Origin of the sequence: Erwinia sp. E602, assembly GCF_018141005.1 — a bacterium.
Lineage (GTDB): Bacteria > Pseudomonadota > Gammaproteobacteria > Enterobacterales > Enterobacteriaceae > Erwinia.
The window spans coordinates 1,016,374-1,038,122 of the sequence record NZ_CP046582.1; the positions used below are offsets into that span (position 1 = coordinate 1,016,374).

Below are 21,749 nucleotides of genomic sequence, written 5' to 3' on the forward strand. Positions count from 1 at the left end.
AAATGTTTAAGAACTTTATTTCAAAGCTTGGATCCAGACCGGAACTCATCGTACTTGTTATTATGATAATGGTCGTCGTGATGCTGGTAATCCCATTGCCAACTTATCTCGTCGATTTCCTTATCGGTCTCAATCTGACGATGGCATTACTTATCTTTCTTGGGTCTTTTTATATTAACAGGGTTTTGGATTTTTCTACATTCCCTTCAATATTACTGATAAGTACTATCTTTCGTCTGGCAATATCTATTAGTACCAGTCGACTGGTACTGGCGGATGCCGATGCCGGTGAAATCATTGCCAGCTTCGGTGATTTTGTAATTGCTGATAACCTGGTCGTCGGGTTTGTTATATTCTTTATTGTAACAATAGTGCAATTTATCGTTATCACTAAAGGTTCCGAACGTATTGCTGAAGTTGCGGCGCGATTTTCGCTCGATGCCATGCCAGGAAAGCAAATGAGCATCGATGCGGATTTAAAAGCAGGCTTGATTGATGAAAAAGAGGTCAGATCCCGGCGTTCCGACCTGGAAGCCGAAAGTCAGTTGTATGGTGCACTGGATGGCGCAATGAAGTTTATCAAAGGTGATGCCATAGCCGGCATTGTGATCATCTTTGTCAATCTGCTGGGGGGAATCTCTGTAGGTGTCATTCAGCGTGGCATGGATATCTCGCATGCGCTTTCAGTTTATACCATGCTTACCATCGGTGATGCGCTGGTTGCACAGATCCCTGCTTTGCTAATCTCAATCGGTGGTGGTCTGATTGTTACCCGGGTTAACACCAGCAACAAAAATAATCTCGGTGCGAAGATTATTAATGATCTGTTTTCGAACAAATTTATTCTGGTGATCACGGCAATTCTTTCAGTTGCGCTGGGTTTACTACCTGGGTTCCCGCTGCCCGTATTTACCCTGCTGGGTGCGATACTACTGGGTATTTATGCTAAACATTGGCTTGATGAGAAGAAAAAAGGCGATGCCCCAGAGGATAATTTACAGGAAGAGGGGCAGCCAGAACTGGTAAGCAAACCTGTTATTATTGATGGTGAGTTTATTCCGGAAACAATTCCACTTATTATCACTGCATGGAGAGGATATGAGGAATACTTTGAGCGAAATAATTTCGTATCGCATCTGAAAAGAAATTTCTTCATTGAATATGGCGTGCGGCTGCCAAATGTGACCATCAATTTTGATGAGCATGCTGAACGTGGGGTTTTACAGGTTGCCATTAATGAGATTCAAGTGGCTGCTTACAATATTCTGCCTGGTATGTGTAAAGTTTTACTGCGGGGTGAAGAACTGCAGATTCTTGATCCTCAGGTATTAGTCGTTGAAACGACTCACAGGTATAATTACTGGCTTCCTGAGGAACGCAGTGAAAAAGCCCATCAGCTCGGTTTTTACACACGTAATGCTACTGATGAGTTCTACGCCTGTATTTCAACCTTGTTGGTGCATAACGTTACGGAATTTTTCGGCATACAGGAAACGAAAACGCTACTGGACGATTTGGAGAAGAAGTATCCGGAGTTGCTCAAAGAGTGCTACAGGAATAATACTGTTCAACGTATTACTGAAGTGTTTCAGCGTCTGCTCCAGGAGCGTATTTCGATTCGTAATATGCGCCTTATTCTTGAAGCTTTAGTCCAGTGGGCACCAAAAGAGAAAGATCCAATTATGCTGGTCGAGCATGTGCGGGGTGTACTCTCACGCTACATCTCTAATCGTTTTTCATCTAACGGCCGGATAAGAGCTTTGGTAATGTCTCATGATATGGAAAATCTGATTCGTGGGGCTATTCGCCAGACATCCGCTGGCACATTTATTAACTTACCCCCGCCAGAGGTGGAGGGGATAATAAAATCTCTTGAAACGTGCATTAATAACAATGGTGTTGATGCGCGAGATATCATAATTATGGTTTCATCCGATATTCGTCGGTTTGTGAAAAAAATTATTGATGGTCATTATGCGGAAGTGGAGGTGCTCTCTTTTGCAGATGTTTCAGGTACTGTTGAAGTTGATGTAATTGGTTCTCTTGAAAATTAAAGAAGGTAAAAAATGAAATACGATGTCGTTAAACTGGTTAATGAAATCCTGCAGGATGCAGGTATGGCTCACGTCATTGAAGGCGATTTGAGCAATCATTCGACTATCTCACTGAACTTGAAAGATGATAATCCTACTATTTATATCAAAAATGAAGATGATGAAGTATGGGTGTGGGCTAAGCTCTGCGATTACAATCTTGCAGCATTAGGGTATTGCAGTACTAATCTTTTTCCTGTGATGTTTAACTATAATGAGGAGTTTTTTTACACCGGCCAGCCCTGCCTGTATCCAGTCGACGGGGACCTGCAATTACGGGCTAAAGTAAAAGATGAGTTTTTGGAATCATCATCTGCTTTCATGGATGTTCTGGATAATTATATGACGATTATGCTGGAATATCGCTCTGTTTTATTGTAACTAAAAAGGTTCCATAACATGATTGCGCAATGTTTTGTTCATCTTGCCCATCCTTTACGCATTCAGGGAAATATCGTAGAGGCGCACTTACCGGGCACCCGTATCGGTGAGATATGTGAAATTCAGAAATCAATACTGGAACCTGAAGTTATGGGGCTTGCTCAGGTGATTGGTTTCAGCAAAGAACATACATTGTTGAGTCTCCTCAATGATAACCAGGGGTTCTCTCGTAGTAACGTACTGTTGCCTACAGGTAAACCCTTTCACCTTCAGGCAGGAGAGGCGATGGCCGGTAGCATTATTGATGCTACCGGCAATATACGAGGGCGTCTGGACGATCGCCCATTATCGCCAATGATTAATGCAGAGTATATTACCGCCAGTGGCGTGCCGAAGGATTTTACTCAGCGACGGCCCATAACTGACACAATGATCACTGGCGTTCGCGCCATCGATGGCCTGCTAACCGTTGGCAAGGGTCAACGTATGGGGATTTTTGCGGCAGCAGGGTGCGGTAAAACCTCACTGATGAATATGATTATCGAGCATTCCGATGCTGATATTTATGTCATCGGGTTAATTGGTGAGCGTGGGCGTGAAGTGACTGAATTTGTTGAAGAGATCAAAAATTCTCCAAGACGAGCGCAGGTGATTATTGTTTATGCAACTTCAGACCGCTCATGTACGGAACGCTGTAATGCTGCCCAAATCGCCTCCTCAATCGCCAGCTACTTCAGCGATCGTGGCAAAAACGTTCTGCTGTTTGTTGATTCAATTACCCGTTATGCCCGTGCATTGCGTGATGTAGCACTGACTATGGGGGAGTTACCTGCTCGTCAGGGATACCCGGCTTCGGTGTTTGAGATGCTGCCCAAATTACTGGAACGGCCCGGGCGGTTCCAGATGGGGTCGGTGACAGCGTTCTATACGGTTTTGGTCGAAAATGAGGATGAGCCTGATGTCATCGGCGACGAAGTACGCTCTATTCTCGATGGTCATATTTATCTCAGCAGGAAGCTGGCGGCTAAAGGTCATTATCCTGCCATTGATGTTTTACAAAGTATCAGCAGAGTATTTAATCAGATAACCGATGTGAAACATCAGCAAATGGCAGTGAAGTTTCGCGAGCTGCTCGTGCGGCAGCGCGACATGCAACTCTATATCGATCTCGGAGAGTACCGACGAGGAGAGAATCAGGAAAACGATAGAGCGGCTGATAAAAAAAATATCATGGAATCGTATCTCAAACAAAACATAGCAGACAGAACAGAAATGCAAGACAGCCTGGGAATGATCAATGAATGTCTGGCGTAGAGGGCGCGGTTTCGTTTCTTTGCTTGAGCGTAAGCAGCAGATGCTTCATTCAGACATTACTCAGGCTCAGAATAAGATTCTGCAGTTGAAAGCTAGCAGGTCACAGTGTCATCAAGAAACTGTGGAGATCAACCAGAAAATAAAAAATCTGACGCCATCTGGTGTGTTGAGTAAACGTGATATCCATCAGGGAATAAGGCAGCAGGGGATCTTGTTAAGTCATCAGCAGCTGATTGTTTTAAAAATCAGTCAGCTCGAAGAAGAGCAGTATGCAGAAGAACTGAAAGTTGAGCGGTTCCGAGCCGCTTTAGGCCTGCTGGATAAGCGTCATTATAAAATAAGTGACTATCTGCATAAATATCATCGGATGCATTTAATAAGAAAAGAGAATAACAGAGAAACTGAAGTTCAGGAGATGGCAAGCCATGTCAGGAAAAATTTCTGAAATCGCAAGAAACGGTATGTATACCCAGGCTTTGGATGAAAAATCTGTGCACGTTCGCGTACGGGAAAAAGTCAAACAGAAGAAAAATACTCTTCTGCCAGAAACTGCAAACGTGTTGATTAATCATTGGTTAATGGCCGCTGATAAGCATGACATATCGGCTGGTGGCAAGCTTGTAGCAGAAAACAGGCATCGTCAGACCCCGACAGCTGGCCTGCAACACTCTGTTGACAGCATCGAGTCTGCTGCTATCGCTCTGAGTACGCCTGCAGTGCCAATGGTGGCGGGTTCGCTCGCTGCAGGACGTGGCCCGGTGGCGACAAAACTTAAAAAAGCTGGAGCAGAAGGGCTCTCGCAGGTAACCCTGTCAAACGTCGTTAACCCAGAGGGCAGACTGCACAGCAGCCACACTGGTAAGAGTGGGCTGGCTGGTGAAGATGCTAAAAATCGGCAACATGATCGTGCCCGAAGCGGCAACGATCTCAGTAGTCTGCCACTTAAAAATGCAGCAATTGCTGATTCTGCGGGGCAGGAGCAGCAGTTGCTAGCTGCAGAATGGCCAGTGACTGCAACACCTCTCAGCTCCAGAGATCTTAAGTTGAAGCGTGCCGACTCCGATGCCGAAACGCGAAATCTTCCCGCAGTCATGCTCAACAGGCCTTCTGCAGTGGACAGCCAGGCAAACCACGCTACCGAACATTCAGTTTCATCTGATGAAGCCATGTTGCGCAGTAAAATTCGTGCGCAGGCTGCTGGCTCCCTGCCGGCCAGCCGTTCACTGGATTTGGAATATAAATTTCAGCGCTGGTCCGGCGAGCACTCGGTAAAAGTGTCGATCCCGGCAGAAGCAGGCCGCGATGGCAATCTCACGCTTTTGCCTTCCGGCACTCGAGCCGCTGATGCGCTGACCAGCCAGTTCGCCCAACTGACCAGCCACACACCGAAGTTACTGGATACTGAACGCGATGGCCAACAGCAGCAACACAGGCAACCGCAGGACGTCGAAGAGGAGGAAGCAGAATGAGCTTACGCCATTACCTGCGTCAGTATGACGGCTGGCAGAACCACTTAAAACGCCTGATGAGCCAATATGCTGGCAGTGAAATTATCAATCTACAGGCTGACCGCCGCTATCTGTCAATGTCACTGACTAACGAGCGGCAGGATGAGGTACAGGCATATCTTGATGTCGATCGCTGGCTGTGTGAGGGGGATGCCCATCTACCGGAGCTGGCCTGGCAGCAGGTGCCTTTGACTTATCTGTCGCAGTGGCTGGGCACTATGCAACTCAGCTTCACGGTGAATGACACCGTGTGGACGGTACAGCGCCTTTATCAACAGCAGCAGGCTCTGCCTGAACGCATGCTGTTACTGCCTGCTAAGCCTTGCCCTCTGCTGGTTACTGACTGGCCTGCTGCCCAGGAAAGCTCAGGCACAGCCGGTAATGAAGCGCGGACGCCGATCTCTTTCAGGCTGCAGTACGTACTGGGAAACAGTGCCTTACCGCTAAGCATGCTGCTTGATGCATCCGTTGGTGATTTGTTGCTGATAAAACATTTTTCACCGCGCCTGGTTATCGGCCAGCGACATTTATTTGCTTTTAGTTATCAACAGAATGAGGAAATACTTGTGGAACAACAGCTTTGGGATGAATCGCAGGAAAATCGCGATGAAGAAGAAACCTTACTGCAATGGTCGCAGCTGCCAGTCGATATTGAGTTCGTGCTCGACAGCCGCACTGTGACGCTGGAAACACTGGATAAAATTGCTCCTGGTACTGTTTTACCTGTCAATTCGCTGGCAGAGAAAAAGATAAAAATTTACCTCAACAGAAAGTTCTTTGCACGAGGTGAACTTGTCGCTCTGGATAATGGCAGTCTGGCAGTTGAAATTAACCAGATTAATGATGTGACCGATGGTCGAGTGGGTTGTTCTGATGTTGAACAATGAAATTTCACTAATTGCGTTGCTGTCATTTTTTACTTTATTACCGTTTATTATTGCCGGAGGAACATGCTTTATAAAGTTTTCCATTGTGCTGGTAATGGTACGTAATGCACTGGGTATTCAACAGGTTCCTTCAAATTTAACTCTGAATGGTGTGGCGCTCATTTTATCTGCATTCGTTATGATGCCGGTTTGCCAGAGTATTACTGGCTATATTGAAGACCATCACATCGATTTTAATAATATGGATTCAGTGAGCCAGCTGGCTGAACAGGGACTGGGAAGTTACCGTGACTATCTGGTACGTTATTCTGATCATGAGCTGATTCGTTTTTTCAATCAGGTTCACCAGCGGGATCCGGACGGGGCAGAAGTTAAAGTTGAAGATCAGGATCTTAGTACACTCTCTTTAATGACCCTGATGCCTGCCTATGCGTTAAGTGAGATACAGAGTGCATTTAAAATTGCTTTCTATCTTTATGTGCCTTTCGTAGTGATCGACATGGTGGTGTCCAGTATTTTGCTGGCGCTGGGGATGATGATGATGAGTCCTGTAACCATCTCAATTCCTATTAAACTTATTCTTTTTGTTGCGATGAACGGCTGGACCTTGCTCACAAAAGGTCTGATTTCGCAATATTCAGACCTGATGACGATATGAATAATATTCTCTTTGTTGGTAACTCTGCCTTAATCATCGTGTTAAAACTGACAGCCGTGCCTATCGCCCTTGCAACGATAGTCGGTATTATTGTTGGTCTTTTTCAGACGGTAATGCAGATCCAGGAACAAACACTGCCATTTGGGCTGAAGATGCTCGCGGTTTTTGCCAGTATCTTCATGCTGATAGAATGGTTTTCTGCCGAGATGATGAATTTCGCTGTCCAGGCTTTCAATATGGCCTTCAGATAAAAGCGGTTAGATATGCTGTTTGTTGCGTTGTATCTCAATTTTCAACATAGCGTGCTCATCTTTGCGATAGCTTACGCCAGGCTTGCTGTTGTCTTTTATATGCTGCCAGCGTTAGGTGAGCGAGTACTGTCCAATCTGATTATAAAAAATTCGGTTATCTCACTGGTAATCATTGGGCTCTGGCCCTGCTTTGAACAGCAGATAATGCCGGAGCAGGGAGTGCTCATTATGGTGTTAAAAGAGTGCATAGTTGGCCTGATACTGGCGATGACTCTGGCGCTCCCTTTCTGGATTGCGGTCGGGCTGGGCGAGATTCTGGATAACCAGCGAGGTGCCACTATCAGTGACAGTATTGATCCGGTCAATGGTGTGCAGGCATCGGTGCTTTCCGGTTTCATAAATTTTGCTTTCAGCGCGATCTTTTTTGCCAGTGATGGCATGCACTTACTGATGGATGTATTAGTGCAAAGCTACCATGTTTTCCCGCAAGGCGGGGAGTTAACGGGATTTAACTGGCAGCACGCTGGCCGTATGTTAAACGTGTTGGTACAGAGCAGCATCCTGATGGCTGCACCGGTGATGATAGTGATGATGGTATCGGAAATTTTACTGGGCGTATTTGCCCGTTATTGTCCGCAGCTTAACCCGTTTTCTTTATCAATGACGGTAAAGAGCTTTATTGCTTTCATTGTTTTTTTATTCTACGGATTTCAGGGCTTGTCAGAGAAACCTTTAAAAATGTTTTCCCTGGTGATGTTCCGAAATTTTTTCCCCTGACGGAGGTGGGGGTATGGCAGAGAAAACAGAAAAACCAACCGATAAAAGGCGCAATGAATCAGCAAAGAAAGGCCAGACGTTTAAGAGTAAGGATCTTATTACGACTGTAACGTTGCTAATCGGTGTTTATTTTTTAGTAAATATGATGAGTTTCCACGACTTCACTGAATTCTATACGTTAATATTGCTGCAGGGTGCAGATGTCAATATGGAAGAGTTTATGGCCGTGTTACTACGTCTTTTTTTTCATCTTGCGCTTCCTTTCATTGCTACCTGCTGTGTTTCGGGCATTGCTATGACCTTGTTACAAACACGTTTTACAATAGCAACCAAAGCATTAAAACTGAATTTTAAAGCACTGAATCCTGTTGAGGGGTTTAAGAAAATCTTTAGTGTGCGCACGATAAAAGAGCTGGTTAAGGCAATTCTGTATTTTATTGTTTTTGTCTGTGCTTGTAATATATTTATTCGTGGTGACTTAAAAGTGGCGCTAATGGCTTACAGAATGGATATTTCTGAGCTGGTTATGACATGGAGTGCTTTAACATTAAAAGCCGTTTTTATATTTATATCTTGTGCCTTAATTATCCTTGTTGCTGATTTTATTGTGGAGTATTTTTTACACTTTAAGGACCTAAAAATGGATAAGCACGAGGTTAAGCAGGAGCGAAAAGAGAGCGACGGAAATCCGGAGATAAAAAGTGCCAGACGGCGCGCCCATCAGGAAATTCTCTCCGGCAGTGATATGGCTGCAATCAGGAACTCAGCGGTGGTGATGGCCAACCCAACCCACATTGCCGTGGCCATTTACTTTAATCCCGAGGTTGCCGCACTGCCGTTCATTTCTTTGCGGGTAACCAATATGAAAGCGCGCGCTGCGATTGCTTATGCGGAAGAAATTGGGGTGCCGGTAGTTCGCTACATACCGCTAACCCGTAAGCTTTATCATACCTATCGTGAGCACAGCTTCATTTCGCTGGAAGACGATTTGCTGATGGATGTCATGGATATTCTGATTTGGCTGCGCCAGGTGGAAACGGCCGGTATGGTCCCGCAGGAAGCGGCGGCCGAAGAGTAACCGTTGGTCACAGGTCAGAAGAAATTAACCCTGTACGGTTTTTTTGTATTCAGTGCGGTGATGACACAGTAGTATTCTGTTGTCGACTCTACTGGCTGCATTGCAAATAAACCACGTTGAATAGACGTATTTACCCGTAATGTTGGTGGTGAGAATGATTGATCAAGAAAAAACTGAAGATATGCAAGATAAGGATTTTTTAGAGACGGACAGTGAAATAGATTCCTGTGCTGGAAACTTGCTGGATGCCATTCAAAATGGCGCGACATTGAAAGACGTACATGGTGTATCAAATGAGACTATGCAGGATGTTTATTCTCTGGCATATGATTTTTACCATCATGGCAAGCTGAATGATGCCGAAGGTTTATTCCGTTTTTTATGCATCTATGATTTTTACAATCCCGAGTATGCAATGGGATTGGCTGCTGTATATCAGTTGAAGAAAAATTACAGCAAAGCTATCGATTTTTATGCATTAGCATATTCTCTTTCAAAGCAGGATTACCGACCGATGTTTTACGCTGGTCAGTGTAATTTAATGTTGCGTCGCGCGGTTCAGGCGAGAAAATGCTTCGAGATCATAATTAACCAATGTGACGATAGTGTGCTGATTAAAAAAGCAGAAGCTTATCTCTCAGCACTTGCTGAAATTGATAGTGGCAATGTTGACAGCCCTTAGTCGAAAAATATCAATGAGGAATCATAATGAGTTTGCATGTTGATAGTTCGGGCGTGCGTGACCATCTGATCGCCGGGTCAGATATCGCTCAGACAGAGTTAAAAAAACAGAGCGATCAGGCAAAGCGCTTTGGTAATGATGCTATAAAAAATCATGCCAGTGCGGGCAGCGTCAGAGAAGCACTTCAGGTACTTAAGCCCGAGCAACTGCTTCAGGTACTGCAAACGACCCGCGGTGCGCTGAACGGGTCGGGAAGGCGTGAGCGGCTCGAACAACAGGATATTCCGCAGCTGAAGTCACCCGTTCCCGCAGCTGAGCGTGGTGTGCTGACGAAAAACAGCCTCGAACCCGAACTGAGTTCATCAGCAAAGCTTACTGAGCTGATCGGCCGCATTACCAATCTTACCCAGGAGAGTTCGCTGCAGAATATGTTGTCGAAGCTGAACGCCTTCAACGCCATGCACAGCGGGGCATCAGCGAAATACAGTGAGCTGGCGGACAAGCTGAAAGAGCAGGGAGAGGAGGTGGCTAACCGTGAAGAAGCGCTCTCCGCTGCGCAGGAACAGGCTCAGGGGCTGCAGAAAGCCATTCAGAACGCAGAGTTGTTGCTGGCTAAAGAACAGGGCAGGTTAAAAGAACTGGAAGCCCAGGCTGCCAGATTGAGAGTGGTTCCGCCGGATCTGCAGCAGCAAATCGATGATGCTAAAAAAGCGGTTACCCTGGCACAGGCTCATCTGAATTCGGCGCAGGCGGATCACGAGGATTTTGCCAGCGGACCGCTGGCAGTGGCAAAACAGGCCGTCGCCGAGGCGAAAAGCAATCTGCAGGTAACCCTTGATAAAGCCGCTCAGCTGGTGGAAACCACTTCTCCACAGCAGATGAGCGCAATCGAAGCTCAGCGAAATCAGAAGGATGAAAATAGTGATTCTCTGACGTTCCTGATGGCGCTGATGGCTCAGTTAATTGACAAAAGCGCGGGTGAGGAGCTGAACTCAGCGGCCAAACTGAAACAGGTGCTGGCTGAAGCGTCAGCCAGAGACGCCGAGAAAAAAGCCAAAGAATATGATGAGCAGGTGCGCAAAGCCGAAGAGATGGAAAAAACCATGGGCTGCATCGGTAAAGCTATTGGATGGGCGCTGACGGCAGTCGGTGTGCTCGCTGCCGCCTTTACCGGTGGTACATCGCTTGCGCTGGCGGGGATAGGGCTGGCTCTGGCGGTGGGCGATGAAATTTACCAGGCCGTTACGGGCGATTCCTTTATCCAGATGGCGATGCAACCGCTTATGGAAAGCGTTATTCAGCCAATGATGGAATTCTTTGCCCAGTTATTGACGCACGCGCTCGAAGCGGTTGGTGTTGATAAAGCTAACGCTGAGCTGGCAGGCCAGATTTTGGGCGCTGTCGCCGCCGCCGCCACGATGGTTGTCGCCGCGATTGTTGCAAGCAGCGCTGTCAGTAAAGTGGCCGGCATGGTAATGCAAAAAATTGGCACTCAGCTGGCCCAGGAAACCAGTAAAACCGTGGTGAAAACGGCGGCTGTTGAGATTGAAAAACAGGTCGTTAAACAGGTAATGGAAAGCGTGGCTAAAGAGGCAGTTAAAGAAGTTGCGGAGCAGGTTGCGCAAAAAAGCACGCAGAAATTAATGCAAAAGCTGATGGACAGCAGCGTCGGGCAAATCTTAAAACGCATCAGCCAGGGCGCCGGCCGCGCAAGCGGTATGAGTGAAGTGAAGGTTGCGAAGTTTGCCAACCGTGCCGAGATGGCGTTAAGCGCTGGCGGAATGGCGAATACTGCGGTTCAGACTGCAGGTAGCATCCATACTGCCGAGATGATGGTTGATGCTGCTAAAGCGCAGGCGAAGATGATGAATAGTATTGTTTTGCAGGACCTGCTTAATGAAATTATGGATCGCGTTGTGGAAAGCTTCAGTCACAGGATGGCAACGGTAAATTCCATTATGCAAAACATTGCCAGCGTCGCTGAAAACAAATCCCAGGCCGGTAAGTTTATTACCCGACAAATGAGTTCGGTGGCCGGATAATTCTGTTGTTTATTTAATAAAAAAGGATATTAAATTATGAGTAATTTGTCGGTTGCTGGTCAGCCAGTACAGGATCGTTATCTGTCCCGCTCTGAAAGTTCAGAGCAGCCTGCCGCTAACGTCAATGGCTCTGCGGCACAGCCTTACCACAAGGCAAAAGAGTTTAGCGCGCTGGCATCCCAGCCCGGTGTTATTACGGCACTGCTGAACGGGCAAAGCGTGATGCTCAGCGATAGCGGTGCGAAACCAGCGTTAGCTGAACCCGCTAAAGGCGTGGAGAAGCTGCATGCAGAGCAGGCCAGCGCGCTGGTAAAAATGTCGGCCGATCTGCAGGCACCCTCTGATGCCGGTAAACTGGAAGGTGTTGCCGCCTCAGCAGCAACGCTGTTAGCCTCGCACATCCCGACGCCTAAGATAAACAGCAAAGGCAGTGAAAGCAGCACCCCCTCCCGGGAAGTAACAAGCGCTGGTGCGCTGTCTGCCGGCGGCGCTCTTACCCGCTCGCAGCCGGCGATTGAAGCTGGCACCGATATTACCGCCGTCGAGAGTACCGGTAGCCGCTTTATTAACGTAATGGGTGATATGCGCCTGATTGAGGTGATGAACACGGTGAATGTCACGCTGAATCAGGCCGAAGCCACTGCTGCGCAATCCTCCGCCCGCGCCACGGCTCGTATGGTTAACGCCGCGGAACGTGCCGGAACCAAAACAATTGAAGCGGCGCAGCAGCGGATGAACGGGGCGATTACTGCCGGTGTGATGGGGGTGACAGCACAGGGGGCCACCACAGCGCGCAGCCTGAAGGCACTGGGTAAGGAGTCCAAATCGATCACCCAGAATCTCGGTAAGGCGCACGACCTCGAGCACGGCCTGCGCACCAATCAGAATGCGATTAAGCAGAGCGCAGATACTATGCTGCAGCGCGGCTCACCACTGGATCGTAATGTAGAAAGTGCCATGTCCGGTCATGATGCTAAATCCGTACTGAACAGCGAAAGCCTGCGCCGTAACCACAGCACTGTTCAGAACAATACGCAGAGCATTCGTCATCAGTCGGAGTTTGGTAACCAGGCTATTCACTCGACTCAGGGCATTGTGAATAACTCCTATGATGTTGCCGCTGCCAGCCAGACCAGAGAAGCCGAACTGGCGCGTGCCGATCAGTCGGTAAACAGCGAAGTTTCCGGCGCGCATCAGCAGGCCGCGAAGAAAGCCGGTGAAACCCGTACTGCGCTGACCCAGGCGCTGGAAGCTGCGCTTAACACCAATAACAGCACTGCATCATCTATCTCTGAGCGTATGCGTTGATCAATCCCTGATACAGCGGCGGAGAGAGGGTCTCCGCCCTGAAATGGAGAACCAGAAATGACCGAAATCACGAACAGCTACCACCATAAGGCCGCGGACGCACATGCGATGCCGACTGATGCTAAAGGGCTTACCGGTGCGGGCATCACTGCGCCGCAGGAGGCCAAAGGGGCGGTTTACCACACCGGCCATACGCCGCCAGGCGGGGAAACGGCGTTATTGCTGAACATACTGCGTTGCCTGGCCCCGCAGTCCAGCGGAGATAAGACGTTTGCTGATACCGAAGCCAGAATGAACGCGTTGAGCAACGCTTTTGCCGGGCTAGGGCTGCCCCCCGCCGCGCGGGAGATTGCTACCGGTAAACTGCTGCAGGCCAGCGAATTGCGGCAGGCGATGATGACCGCCTTTGATAAGCCGCAGGCTGACGTTACGGCCCTGGCGGCCTGCCAGCAACGGCTGGCCGAGGTGGTGACAGAGGCCACCAGCGAGATCTCCAGCGATCTCCGTAATAACGCCCTGACCGCCCGCCGTGCTGAGGTACAGACAAAAGCGAAGCTGGAGTTGGAAGCAAAGCAGGCTAAAAAGAGTGAAATCAGCACCAGCACCAGCTACGCGGATTTATGGCAGGTGCTTGCCGAGGCGGTAGGTAGCATAAAAAACGATTATGTTGATGAATATGCGCGACTGATGAAAGCCTACGCAGATATGTATCAGGCGTATAATGAGACGGTACAAAATGCAGCTGGTGAGGCAATCGGTAGCGGAAATGAAAGTAGTAAGGTTGAAATTGATCCCAGGATATTAAATAAAGCTTATGAGGCTTTCAGAGAGAAAAGGCATGAAATAGAAAAAAGTCTTGGTTATGTGAAGGGGTGGGAACATATGGATGATGTTGCCAAACAGCATTGGATAACGACCATGGCACCGGCTTTTGAACTCGAAATTAACGGGAAAATATCGTTGAACATGAGTCAATATGATAATTCGGCTGACTATCCGGCTGGTGTGGAGGCAACAGTTTGGCGACGAATGCCCCCCACTTGGGAATTCGTGGAGCTTGACGCGGACCCTCAGGATGTTTCAACGGCAACCTATCAGGCCTGGCTTGCCTCCTTTAACGCTGTTGGCACTGGCCTGCAAAGTAATATGCAATCCTTTGCGCAGCGTTACAGTCAGGCAAACAGTACTTTTGATAATTTAAATAAAGTACTGAGCGGTGCAATCAGCGCCCTCGCCGATAGTGCGAAAGAAGTATTCAGAAACCTGAGCTGATAACTGAAAAGGCTGGGGATTATAACCAGTGTTTCCGCATTTTTGCGTCAGGGGAAAGGCGTATCAGCCTGCCAGCATCGAAATTTCTATTATGCTGCTGCCATTCAGCAGGCCGTGCAGCAGTACCTCTGACAGCCTGGTTATTTGCAATCGGGAATCGATCATATTGCCAGCAGAGAAGACAGGGTTTGAATCTTGTGAATAACTCTCTGTTTTATCCTGAGTAATGGCAGTGTTACTCCCCTGCAGCATAACCCCTCACCAGATATACTTTTAAGGAGATGGATAATGAATGAGATCAATATGGCCAACAGGCCGCTTAGCGAGTCTTACAATACGGGCTGTTCAGGCCCGGTTGCTGACGTCAGAATACCCGAAAGCCCGTTATTAAGCGTGATTAAGACTATTAATTCTGATCCTGCTGCGGCCAGGGCTTTTAAAGAGAAGCCACAGTCACTTGAGGCGAAAGCGATGTACCGCGAACTGACGTTGGCGAACCTGCCCGAAAACCTGCGTAGTATGAAGCTGAGTGACGAGGGCGAGCAGGCAAAAATGCTGCTGGGGATCATCGCCGGGGATATCGCATCGTATGATATGTCAGCCTTCAACAATGTTTTCTCTCTCCTGTCTGAGATGAAGCCAGAGGGAGATGCTAAAAATAACCCCTCTATGGAGAATGAAATTTCGAAAGAACTCGGCCGTCTGATGCACAAATATGGCCAAAATTCATTGAATAAGCAGAAGGAGGCTTTTAAGGAGGAGTGTCGTAAGGCATGGCAGCATCATCACAACAGGCCTGATGGCGGTGACAGCGACGATAAGATATTTAACAAAAGTTTCGAGGCCTGCGAAAATATGTTTAAGGTGCTGAGCAGCCAGCTGACTAAGCCTAACCAGTCCTGGGCTACTCTCACTCAGAATGGTGCATTTTTCGAGTATGCCACCGGCGCTATTGCGAAAACACTGATTCATCATGATCCAGACCAGCCGGATGCAGGACATCAGGCTGCTACCCCTCCTCCTGCAACAGGGGCAGATAATGCCGATGTTGCTCCGCAAAGGTTCACCACGTCAGTACCTGCCGACGCCCGTGATATCCATATCACTATTAATGGAGGTAATGGTGGTAACGCTGTGATATACGGCTCTCCCGGTCATGTCCTCGCCGAGGGGGATGGTTATCGGTCTAAATTTAATGAATCCTTGTGTAAGGCACCGCTTGATGATGCAGCGAAAATTAAGCTATTAGATGACTTTTCGGCATTACAACGTAAGGTTGGTAAGCCAGATAATTTTTCTCACATCGCCAGCGCAACGGCTTTCGGTGATGATGATAATGTGGATATGCAGCCTGCGGCTGAGCCGGTACAAGCGGCACTGGTGCAGCCGTTAGCGGACAAGGAATTTACTCTGAACAGCAACACTGACGCTAAAGCAGAGAGCACGCCACCCTCGCCGGATACGGATACGCATTCTTCAGATGTTTCGGCTTCATCCGAGCAACCTGTCCGTAAGGTCGAGCGGCGTCAGCCAGCCGCGACAAAAGGTGCATCTGGCACGGTTAAACCTGCACCGTCCCAGGGGCGTCACTCTTCACTGAATACGGCTTCTGCTGAGCATAAGGTTAATGCGTCATGGAACAGCCTCTCTCCCTTTTCTTTCCGGGGAACCAATACGGTCAATCACATCACCCGAGCTTATAACGATCAGAAGGAAGCAGAAGTGGAGATAAATGATCTGAAAGACACATACAATAAGATCCGTAATAGTATGAAAGACACTTATAAAGTGTAGGAGCGGTGCTTCGTTGAGCGGGCGCCCGTTGAGTCCCTGGAGTCTCAGAAAATTTTCAATAACCGGACTTTATTTTCAGAAGGTAAGTAATTTTGGCACTGAATAAAGAACAGGCTCTGTCACGAGTATACGGGCTGATTCAGCAAGCCAGTGGCCTTCCAGCTGAAAAAATTGGGCAGCATGACAGCCTGATTAACGACCTGGCACTGGATTCTGTTGAACTCATTGATTTACTGATGCAGCTTGAAGAATACAATATTGTCATTCCGGAGTCGCAAGTTAACAGCCAGTTAACCGCGGATCGTTTAGCCGCTTACTTCACTAACGACCTGTAAAGTGCTGCGTCTCTGACCGCACGATTTGGTTGTTTTAATGCGTCGAACCCTTCTGCATGGCCGCCGATTTTCGCGCGGCCATTCACTCTCCGGTGATCGTTTCACCCGCAGCTCTTTGCGGCAAATAAGCCACTTTTTGAGATTTCCGTGTTTTCAGCCATCAACCGGTACTCGTCCGGCGTCAGGCTTTCCCCCTTGTGTCAGCTGCCGCACCCGCTGCGCTACTCGCGGGTTGACCAGCTAAACGGCTGCCCGATATAAGCGCGTAGCGCATCCATAAAGATGCTCACCCGCGCGGGCGGGTTTCGCAGCGCGCGCAGCGCATAGATCCCCGTTGATGCGGCAGCGTGATCGGCCCATTCCGGGCAGATTTGCGTCAGTACACCGGCCTGAATATCGGGCCCAGCCACCCAGTCGGGCAGGTAAGCAATGCCCAGACCTTCGATAGCGGCAAGGCGCATCGCTTCAAAATCATCGCAGCCGAAAACGGGCTGAGCATGGCTGCAGCGTGCCGGATGGCCGAGCACATCGCTCCAGCGCAGCAGGTCGGCCCCGTGCAGCTTGTCGATAAGGCGATGGGCGGCAATCTCGTTCAGCGCCACCGGCGCGCCGGCGCGGGCAAGGTATGCCGGACTGGCGCAGAGTACACGGGTCTGTATGGCGATGCGCGTACCAATCAGCGTACTGTCTGCCATATCGCCGATGCGTATGACCACGTCAAGCCGCTCCGCCACCGGGTCGGCGATCCGCTCCGTCAGGTCCAGTTCAACATTCAGGTCCGGATACTGGCGGGCAAGCTGACCCATCACCGGCAGTACGTAGCGCTTGCCAAACGTCGGATAACAGGCAACGCGCAGCGTGCCGGTCACGTCACCCTTCATCGAGGCCAGTTCCTGGCGGGCATCATCCAGAGAATCGAGTATCTGCCGCGCGCGGACCAGCAGCGCTTCTCCGGCATCGGTCAGCGTCAGGTGGCGGGTGGAACGTAAGAACAGCGGCGTTTCAAGGTAGGATTCCAGCGCGTCGATCTGACGGCCGACCGAAGAGGGAGTACGCCCGCGCCGGCGGCCTGCACCGGAGAAACTGCTCTCCCTGGCGACATCAACAAACACGCCTAAAAACTCAGCAAACTTTTCTGACTGCATCTGTGCATTCTTTGCATAGCTGTTGTGGGTAATGGCTATCTTATCAGCAATACGCATCTCCCTTAAGCTTCTCCTCACCAGTAAGAGATTACCGATTTATTCTGAGAGGAAGCCCTTATGCAAACGCAACAGTATGATCCACTTTATCTTTTTATTAACGGCCAGTGGCTGACTGCCGAAGACCGTGACACCCTGGCGGTGATCAATCCGGCAAACGGTAAGAGCCTCGGTCGCCTGCCAATGGCAACCCATACCGACCTGAACCAGGCGCTGGTGACCGCCCACGACAGTTTTACCCTGTGGCGTAACACCGTGCCGGATGAGCGTGCACGCATCATGAAAAAAGCCGCCGCTCTGATGCGCGATCGGGCGGAGCATATTGCAACGCTGATGACGCTGGAAGAGGGCAAGCCGCTGGTGGAAAGCCGTGACGAAGTCCAGCGCGCGGCGGACTACTTTGAATGGTTCGCTGAAGAAGCGCGTCGTATTGATGGCCGCGTGGTACCTGCTAACCGCCCAGGCGTGCAGCAGCTGGTTAAGCGGCAGGCGATTGGCCCGGTGGCGGCGTTTACCCCGTGGAACTTCCCGGCCATTACGCCGGCCAGAAAACTCTCTGCCGCGCTGGCAGCAGGCTGCAGCGTGATCCTCAAACCCGGCGAAGAGAGCCCGGCAACGGCGCTGGCGCTGGCGCGCTGCCTGGATGATGCGGGTTTGCCGAAAGGCGTGCTGCAAATCGTGTTCGGCGTCCCTGACAAGGTTTCAGCAAAACTTATCGCTTCGCCGATTATCCGCAAGGTTGCCTTTACCGGTTCCGTTCCCGTTGGGCGCTTACTGTCTGAACGCGCCGCTGCGGGCGTGAAACCGATCTCGCTTGAGCTGGGCGGTCACGGGCCGGTGCTGGTCTTTGAGGATGCCGATATAGAGGCGGCCGCGGCGGACGGTGCGGCAAACCGCTTCCGCGGCACCGGGCAGATTTGTATCTCCTCAACGCGTTTCCTGATCCAGCGCGGTGCTTATGACCGCTTCGTCGGGCGCTTTGTGGCGGCCACCCGGGAACTGGTAATCGGTGACGGTATGGCGCAGGGCACTCAGGTAGGGCCGCTGGCCAACGAACGGCAGCTGGAGAAAATGGCCGCGCTGGTCGACGACGCGGTAGCACAGGGAGCGGTAGTGCTGACCGGTGGTAAACGCCTCGATCGTCCCGGCTTCTTCTTTGAGCCCACCGTACTGGCCAACGTGCCGCTGAGCGCCCGCATCATGCACGAGGAGCCGTTTGGTCCGATCGCCGTGATGCGTCCGTTTGACACCATCACCGATGGCCTTGAAGAGGCAAACCGGCTGCCTTACGCGCTGTCTGCCTACGCCTTTACCCGCAGCGCGCGGACCGCACTTGACGTCGGGGACGGGCTTGAGGCCGGCATGATTGGCATTAATCAGTACCGCATCATCGCCACTGAACTGCCGTTTGGCGGCATGAAAGAGAGCGGTCACGGTTCCGAGGGCGGGCGTGAAGGGATTGCCCCGTATCTGACCAACAAATTCATCAGCCAGATCTGAACAGTTAAGCGGAGAATATCATCATGAAACCTATCGACTTTACCAGCCCGCGCGCCGCCGCACGCCCGTTTACGCCTAAACTCGCGGATTTTGTTGAGCAGCCGCTTTACTCCGGGGTCTGGGCCGATCCGGCGCTGGCACCGCGCGATCGCAGCCTGATTACCATCGCCTGCCTTATTGCGCTGAACCATGCCAATGAGTTACCTGCACATCTGCGTCGTGGCATAGAAAACGGCCTGACCGAGTCGGAACTGAGTGAGGTCATCACGCATCTGGCATTTTACGCCGGCTTCCCGGCGGCGATCACCGCTTCTGCCTGTGCGAACGCCACCTTTGCAGAAACCCGATAATGACGTGCCGCCGGTCTGTAACCCGCAGACGGCGGCATCACATCACTGACTTAACGGAGCAGACGATGATGAAAGCTATCACCTTTGAAGACTTTGGCACGCCGGACGTACTGAAACTGGCAGAAGTGGAAAAACCTCAGCTGCGCCCGGAGGATCTGCTGATACGTACCTACGCTGCCGGTGTCAACCGCGCCGATCTGACCCACCGTAAAGGGGGGTATGGCCGCCCTGATTTTGGTGATTCGACCCTTATGGGGCTGGAAATCGCCGGAGAGGTGATTGCGACAGGCGATGCGGTCACCGGCTACCGGCCAGGTGACCGCGTGATGGGGATCGTCGGCGGCGGCGCGTACGCGGAATACTCGCGCATTGATTACCGCATGGCGATGCCGATCCCCGATAATCTTGATTATATTCAGGCGGCGGCGATTACCGAGGTGTTTGTCACCGCGCATGAAGCGCTGATACACCTCGGGAAATTAAAAGCCGGAGAATCGGTTTTGATTCACGCCGGGGCGGGCGGAGTAGGAGGGGCCGCGGTCCAGCTGGCGCGCGCGACCGGGGCCACCATTTTTACCACCGTAAAAGCGGCTAATCAGGAGCAGGCCCGCCTGCTGGGGGCAGACTGGCTTATTGACTACCAGAATGAGGACTTCGCAGAGGTGGTGCATAAGGCAACCGACGGTAAGGGGGTGGATCTGATCCTCGACTTTATTGGCGCACCTTACTTTGAACGTAATATTAACGCGCTCGCTTTTGGCGGACGCCTGATTCAGATTGGCATTATGGGCGGCATTGATAACGCTAAAATCCCGCTCGACCGGCTGTTATACCGTCATCTGCACATTGCAGGCACGGTGATGAAATCACGTTCGCAGGACGTTAAGCATGCCATGTCCCGCAGATTCCGCGAGCACTGGCTTGCGAGCTTTGCAAACGGCGTGCTGATCCCCGTTATCGACAGCGTATATCCTTTGTCAGATGCGGCGGCTGCGCATCAGCGTATGGAGGCCGGGCTGAACGTTGGGAAAATTGTTCTGAAGATGGATTGATCTGACAACTGTCAATATCACCCCGGCTCCTTGTTCAGGGAGGCCCTTAGCTATCAGCGTATGCTCAATGCTGAGCGGGTTAACAAACCTGCAGGGAGGACGCAAAGTGGGGCGGGGAGGTGGCGACATTTCGATGAACAGGGCTGAAAAAGGTTATTGTTAAATGCGGCCAGATGAATGATACGGTGGACAGAAGCCGTGAATTTACAGAGAAAGACGGGTATAATTACCGGCAGTGATTTATTAACCGAAACGTGGCTGATGGGAGTGATAATGAGCGAAATTAAAAAAACACAGGCACCCTATGCTGTGCCGTCCCGTGCAGATATTGCCCGCTCTGTTGCCACCTCTACGGCGGTAGAGACCGGTCAGTCATCCGCTAAGATCGAAGCCTCACTTGAAGAAAAACGTAAGAGGTTTGCCCATCTCCGGCTGGCGGTTTAGTCGTTTCTCAATGCTTGCCTGACCCAGTACTTCATGGGGTCGTAGTTCATTGACATACCGGCATGGATGGCTGAAACATAGCCGGTCTTATTTTGCTCCCAGCTTCGATAATCCAGAGGTTTATAGCCTCCCTGAACTGCCATCACATCGGCTAACAACCGCGACAAACGCCCGTTTCCTTCCCTGAACGGATGAACAAGTATCAGTTCCACATGGACGATAGCAATAGCCGCGATAAGCTCTTCTTCTTCCAGGCCGCTGCAGGGCGTGTGGAGCGCAAGATATTTTTCATCGAATTCTTCAAGTAGTTTTGGAAGTTGTGCTGAAGGAGCAAACATAAACCCTCCCTTACTGATGTTGACCGATCTCTCCTGCCCGGCCCACTCATAAATGTTCCCTAGCCAGCGACGATGCCAGTTTTTCAACAGGGCAACATTAATTCTTCCTGTCGGGAATTTTTCTTCAAAAACAGAGTGGTAGAGTTTTTCTAACAGAATAAGTTCAGCGTCGTCGATTTCATCAGTACGCGAAATTCCCAGCCTGTTAGCCAGAACTTGCTCACCTGAGCCTTTCTCAAACTGACCTTCACTGTTGGAGACATGATACCGGTTCATGGCGATGCCCTGTGCCAAAGAGGAGAGAACAGGAAGACTATAACGCTATAGAGTTCTGACGTCTTAAACATGAGGATGATATTGGGGATAAAGTTGACTCAAAAGTCGTTCTGAATATCTCTGTTAACGCACCATTACCTTTCAGAAATCCTCCTGCTTACTATTAAGCCCGGCCAGACGCGACCGGGCTTGCATCTTATCGGGCGT

At 50.1% G+C, this 21,749-nt stretch carries 22 protein-coding genes; 20 read left to right on the forward strand and 2 right to left on the reverse strand.

What is annotated here, in order from left to right:
• Positions 1–2: 2 nt before the first annotated feature.
• The 16 genes from GKQ23_RS06005 to GKQ23_RS06080 all read left to right on the forward strand — a co-directional run bounded on the left by GKQ23_RS06005 (position 3) and on the right by GKQ23_RS06080 (position 16,380).
• A complete protein-coding gene (locus tag GKQ23_RS06005) occupies positions 3–2,054 on the forward strand; it encodes an EscV/YscV/HrcV family type III secretion system export apparatus protein (RefSeq protein WP_212410037.1) in 2,052 nt (683 codons plus the stop codon).
• Between the two features lie 12 nt (positions 2,055–2,066).
• Positions 2,067–2,474, forward strand: a complete 408-nt coding sequence (locus tag GKQ23_RS06010; protein WP_212410038.1) for a hypothetical protein — start codon at positions 2,067–2,069, stop codon at positions 2,472–2,474.
• Positions 2,475–2,492: 18 nt separating this feature from the next.
• Positions 2,493–3,788, forward strand: a complete 1,296-nt coding sequence (sctN, locus tag GKQ23_RS06015; protein WP_212410039.1) for a type III secretion system ATPase SctN — start codon at positions 2,493–2,495, stop codon at positions 3,786–3,788.
• Complete coding sequence (locus tag GKQ23_RS06020) at positions 3,772–4,233, forward strand: type III secretion system protein (protein ID WP_212410040.1); 462 nt, start codon at positions 3,772–3,774, stop codon at positions 4,231–4,233. Before sctN ends, GKQ23_RS06020 begins: the two co-directional genes overlap by 17 nt.
• Positions 4,214–5,257 (forward strand): type III secretion system needle length determinant, SpaN/EivJ family, encoded by a 1,044-nt coding sequence (locus tag GKQ23_RS06025; RefSeq protein ID WP_212410041.1) that lies wholly within the window; start codon positions 4,214–4,216, stop codon positions 5,255–5,257. Before GKQ23_RS06020 ends, GKQ23_RS06025 begins: the two co-directional genes overlap by 20 nt.
• Positions 5,254–6,183, forward strand: coding sequence for a FliM/FliN family flagellar motor switch protein (locus tag GKQ23_RS06030; RefSeq protein WP_212410042.1), 930 nt, complete (start codon positions 5,254–5,256; stop codon positions 6,181–6,183). The genes GKQ23_RS06025 and GKQ23_RS06030 overlap by 4 nt, the downstream gene beginning before the upstream one ends.
• Positions 6,173–6,841, forward strand: a complete 669-nt coding sequence (locus tag GKQ23_RS06035) for an EscR/YscR/HrcR family type III secretion system export apparatus protein (RefSeq protein WP_371820200.1) — start codon at positions 6,173–6,175, stop codon at positions 6,839–6,841. Before GKQ23_RS06030 ends, GKQ23_RS06035 begins: the two co-directional genes overlap by 11 nt.
• Entirely contained in the window at positions 6,838–7,092 is a 255-nt protein-coding gene (gene sctS / locus GKQ23_RS06040; protein ID WP_212410043.1) for a type III secretion system export apparatus subunit SctS, read from the forward strand. Before GKQ23_RS06035 ends, sctS begins: the two co-directional genes overlap by 4 nt.
• A 12-nt stretch (positions 7,093–7,104) precedes the next feature.
• Positions 7,105–7,869: a type III secretion system export apparatus subunit SctT gene (gene sctT / locus GKQ23_RS06045; protein WP_212410044.1), complete on the forward strand. Its 765-nt coding sequence runs from the start codon at positions 7,105–7,107 to the stop codon at positions 7,867–7,869.
• A gap of 13 nt (positions 7,870–7,882) precedes the next feature.
• Entirely contained in the window at positions 7,883–8,947 is a 1,065-nt protein-coding gene (locus GKQ23_RS06050) for an EscU/YscU/HrcU family type III secretion system export apparatus switch protein (protein WP_212410045.1), read from the forward strand.
• 181 nt (positions 8,948–9,128) lie between these two features.
• Positions 9,129–9,629 (forward strand): type III secretion system translocator chaperone SicA, encoded by a 501-nt coding sequence (sicA, locus tag GKQ23_RS06055; protein WP_249168518.1) that lies wholly within the window; start codon positions 9,129–9,131, stop codon positions 9,627–9,629.
• Positions 9,630–9,655: 26 nt separating this feature from the next.
• A complete protein-coding gene (sctE, locus tag GKQ23_RS06060; protein WP_212410047.1) occupies positions 9,656–11,671 on the forward strand; it encodes a type III secretion system translocon subunit SctE in 2,016 nt (671 codons plus the stop codon).
• Between the two features lie 36 nt (positions 11,672–11,707).
• The gene (locus tag GKQ23_RS06065; protein WP_212410048.1) at positions 11,708–12,979 is read left to right on the forward strand and encodes a type III secretion system protein; all 1,272 of its coding nucleotides are present in this window, start codon (positions 11,708–11,710) and stop codon (positions 12,977–12,979) included.
• Between the two features lie 57 nt (positions 12,980–13,036).
• A complete protein-coding gene (locus tag GKQ23_RS06070) occupies positions 13,037–14,251 on the forward strand; it encodes an IpaD/SipD/SspD family type III secretion system needle tip protein (RefSeq protein WP_212410049.1) in 1,215 nt (404 codons plus the stop codon).
• A gap of 288 nt (positions 14,252–14,539) precedes the next feature.
• Positions 14,540–16,045: a hypothetical protein gene (locus tag GKQ23_RS06075; protein ID WP_212410050.1), complete on the forward strand. Its 1,506-nt coding sequence runs from the start codon at positions 14,540–14,542 to the stop codon at positions 16,043–16,045.
• 92 nt (positions 16,046–16,137) lie between these two features.
• The gene (locus tag GKQ23_RS06080; protein WP_249168481.1) at positions 16,138–16,380 is read left to right on the forward strand and encodes an acyl carrier protein; all 243 of its coding nucleotides are present in this window, start codon (positions 16,138–16,140) and stop codon (positions 16,378–16,380) included.
• Between the two features lie 221 nt (positions 16,381–16,601).
• Here the strand turns inward: GKQ23_RS06080 and GKQ23_RS06085 are convergent, their stop codons facing one another.
• Positions 16,602–17,582, reverse strand: a complete 981-nt coding sequence (locus GKQ23_RS06085; protein ID WP_249168482.1) for a LysR family transcriptional regulator — start codon at positions 17,580–17,582, stop codon at positions 16,602–16,604.
• Between the two features lie 60 nt (positions 17,583–17,642).
• Here GKQ23_RS06085 and GKQ23_RS06090 point away from each other — a divergent pair, with 60 nt between their 5' ends.
• The 4 genes from GKQ23_RS06090 (at position 17,643) to GKQ23_RS06105 (ending at position 20,928) form a co-directional block, all read left to right on the forward strand.
• A complete protein-coding gene (locus GKQ23_RS06090; protein ID WP_212410051.1) occupies positions 17,643–19,082 on the forward strand; it encodes an NAD-dependent succinate-semialdehyde dehydrogenase in 1,440 nt (479 codons plus the stop codon).
• A gap of 23 nt (positions 19,083–19,105) precedes the next feature.
• On the forward strand, positions 19,106–19,432 hold the full coding sequence (locus GKQ23_RS06095; protein ID WP_056232177.1) for a carboxymuconolactone decarboxylase family protein: 327 nt from the start codon (positions 19,106–19,108) through the stop codon (positions 19,430–19,432).
• A 65-nt stretch (positions 19,433–19,497) separates the two neighbouring features.
• A complete protein-coding gene (locus tag GKQ23_RS06100) occupies positions 19,498–20,484 on the forward strand; it encodes an NAD(P)H-quinone oxidoreductase (protein ID WP_249168483.1) in 987 nt (328 codons plus the stop codon).
• A gap of 273 nt (positions 20,485–20,757) precedes the next feature.
• Positions 20,758–20,928, forward strand: a complete 171-nt coding sequence (locus tag GKQ23_RS06105; RefSeq protein ID WP_212410052.1) for a hypothetical protein — start codon at positions 20,758–20,760, stop codon at positions 20,926–20,928.
• Here GKQ23_RS06105 and GKQ23_RS06110 read toward each other — a convergent pair.
• The gene (locus GKQ23_RS06110; protein WP_212411596.1) at positions 20,925–21,542 is read right to left on the reverse strand and encodes a Fic family protein; all 618 of its coding nucleotides are present in this window, start codon (positions 21,540–21,542) and stop codon (positions 20,925–20,927) included. The genes GKQ23_RS06105 and GKQ23_RS06110 overlap by 4 nt on opposite strands.
• Positions 21,543–21,749: the final 207 nt, after the last annotated feature.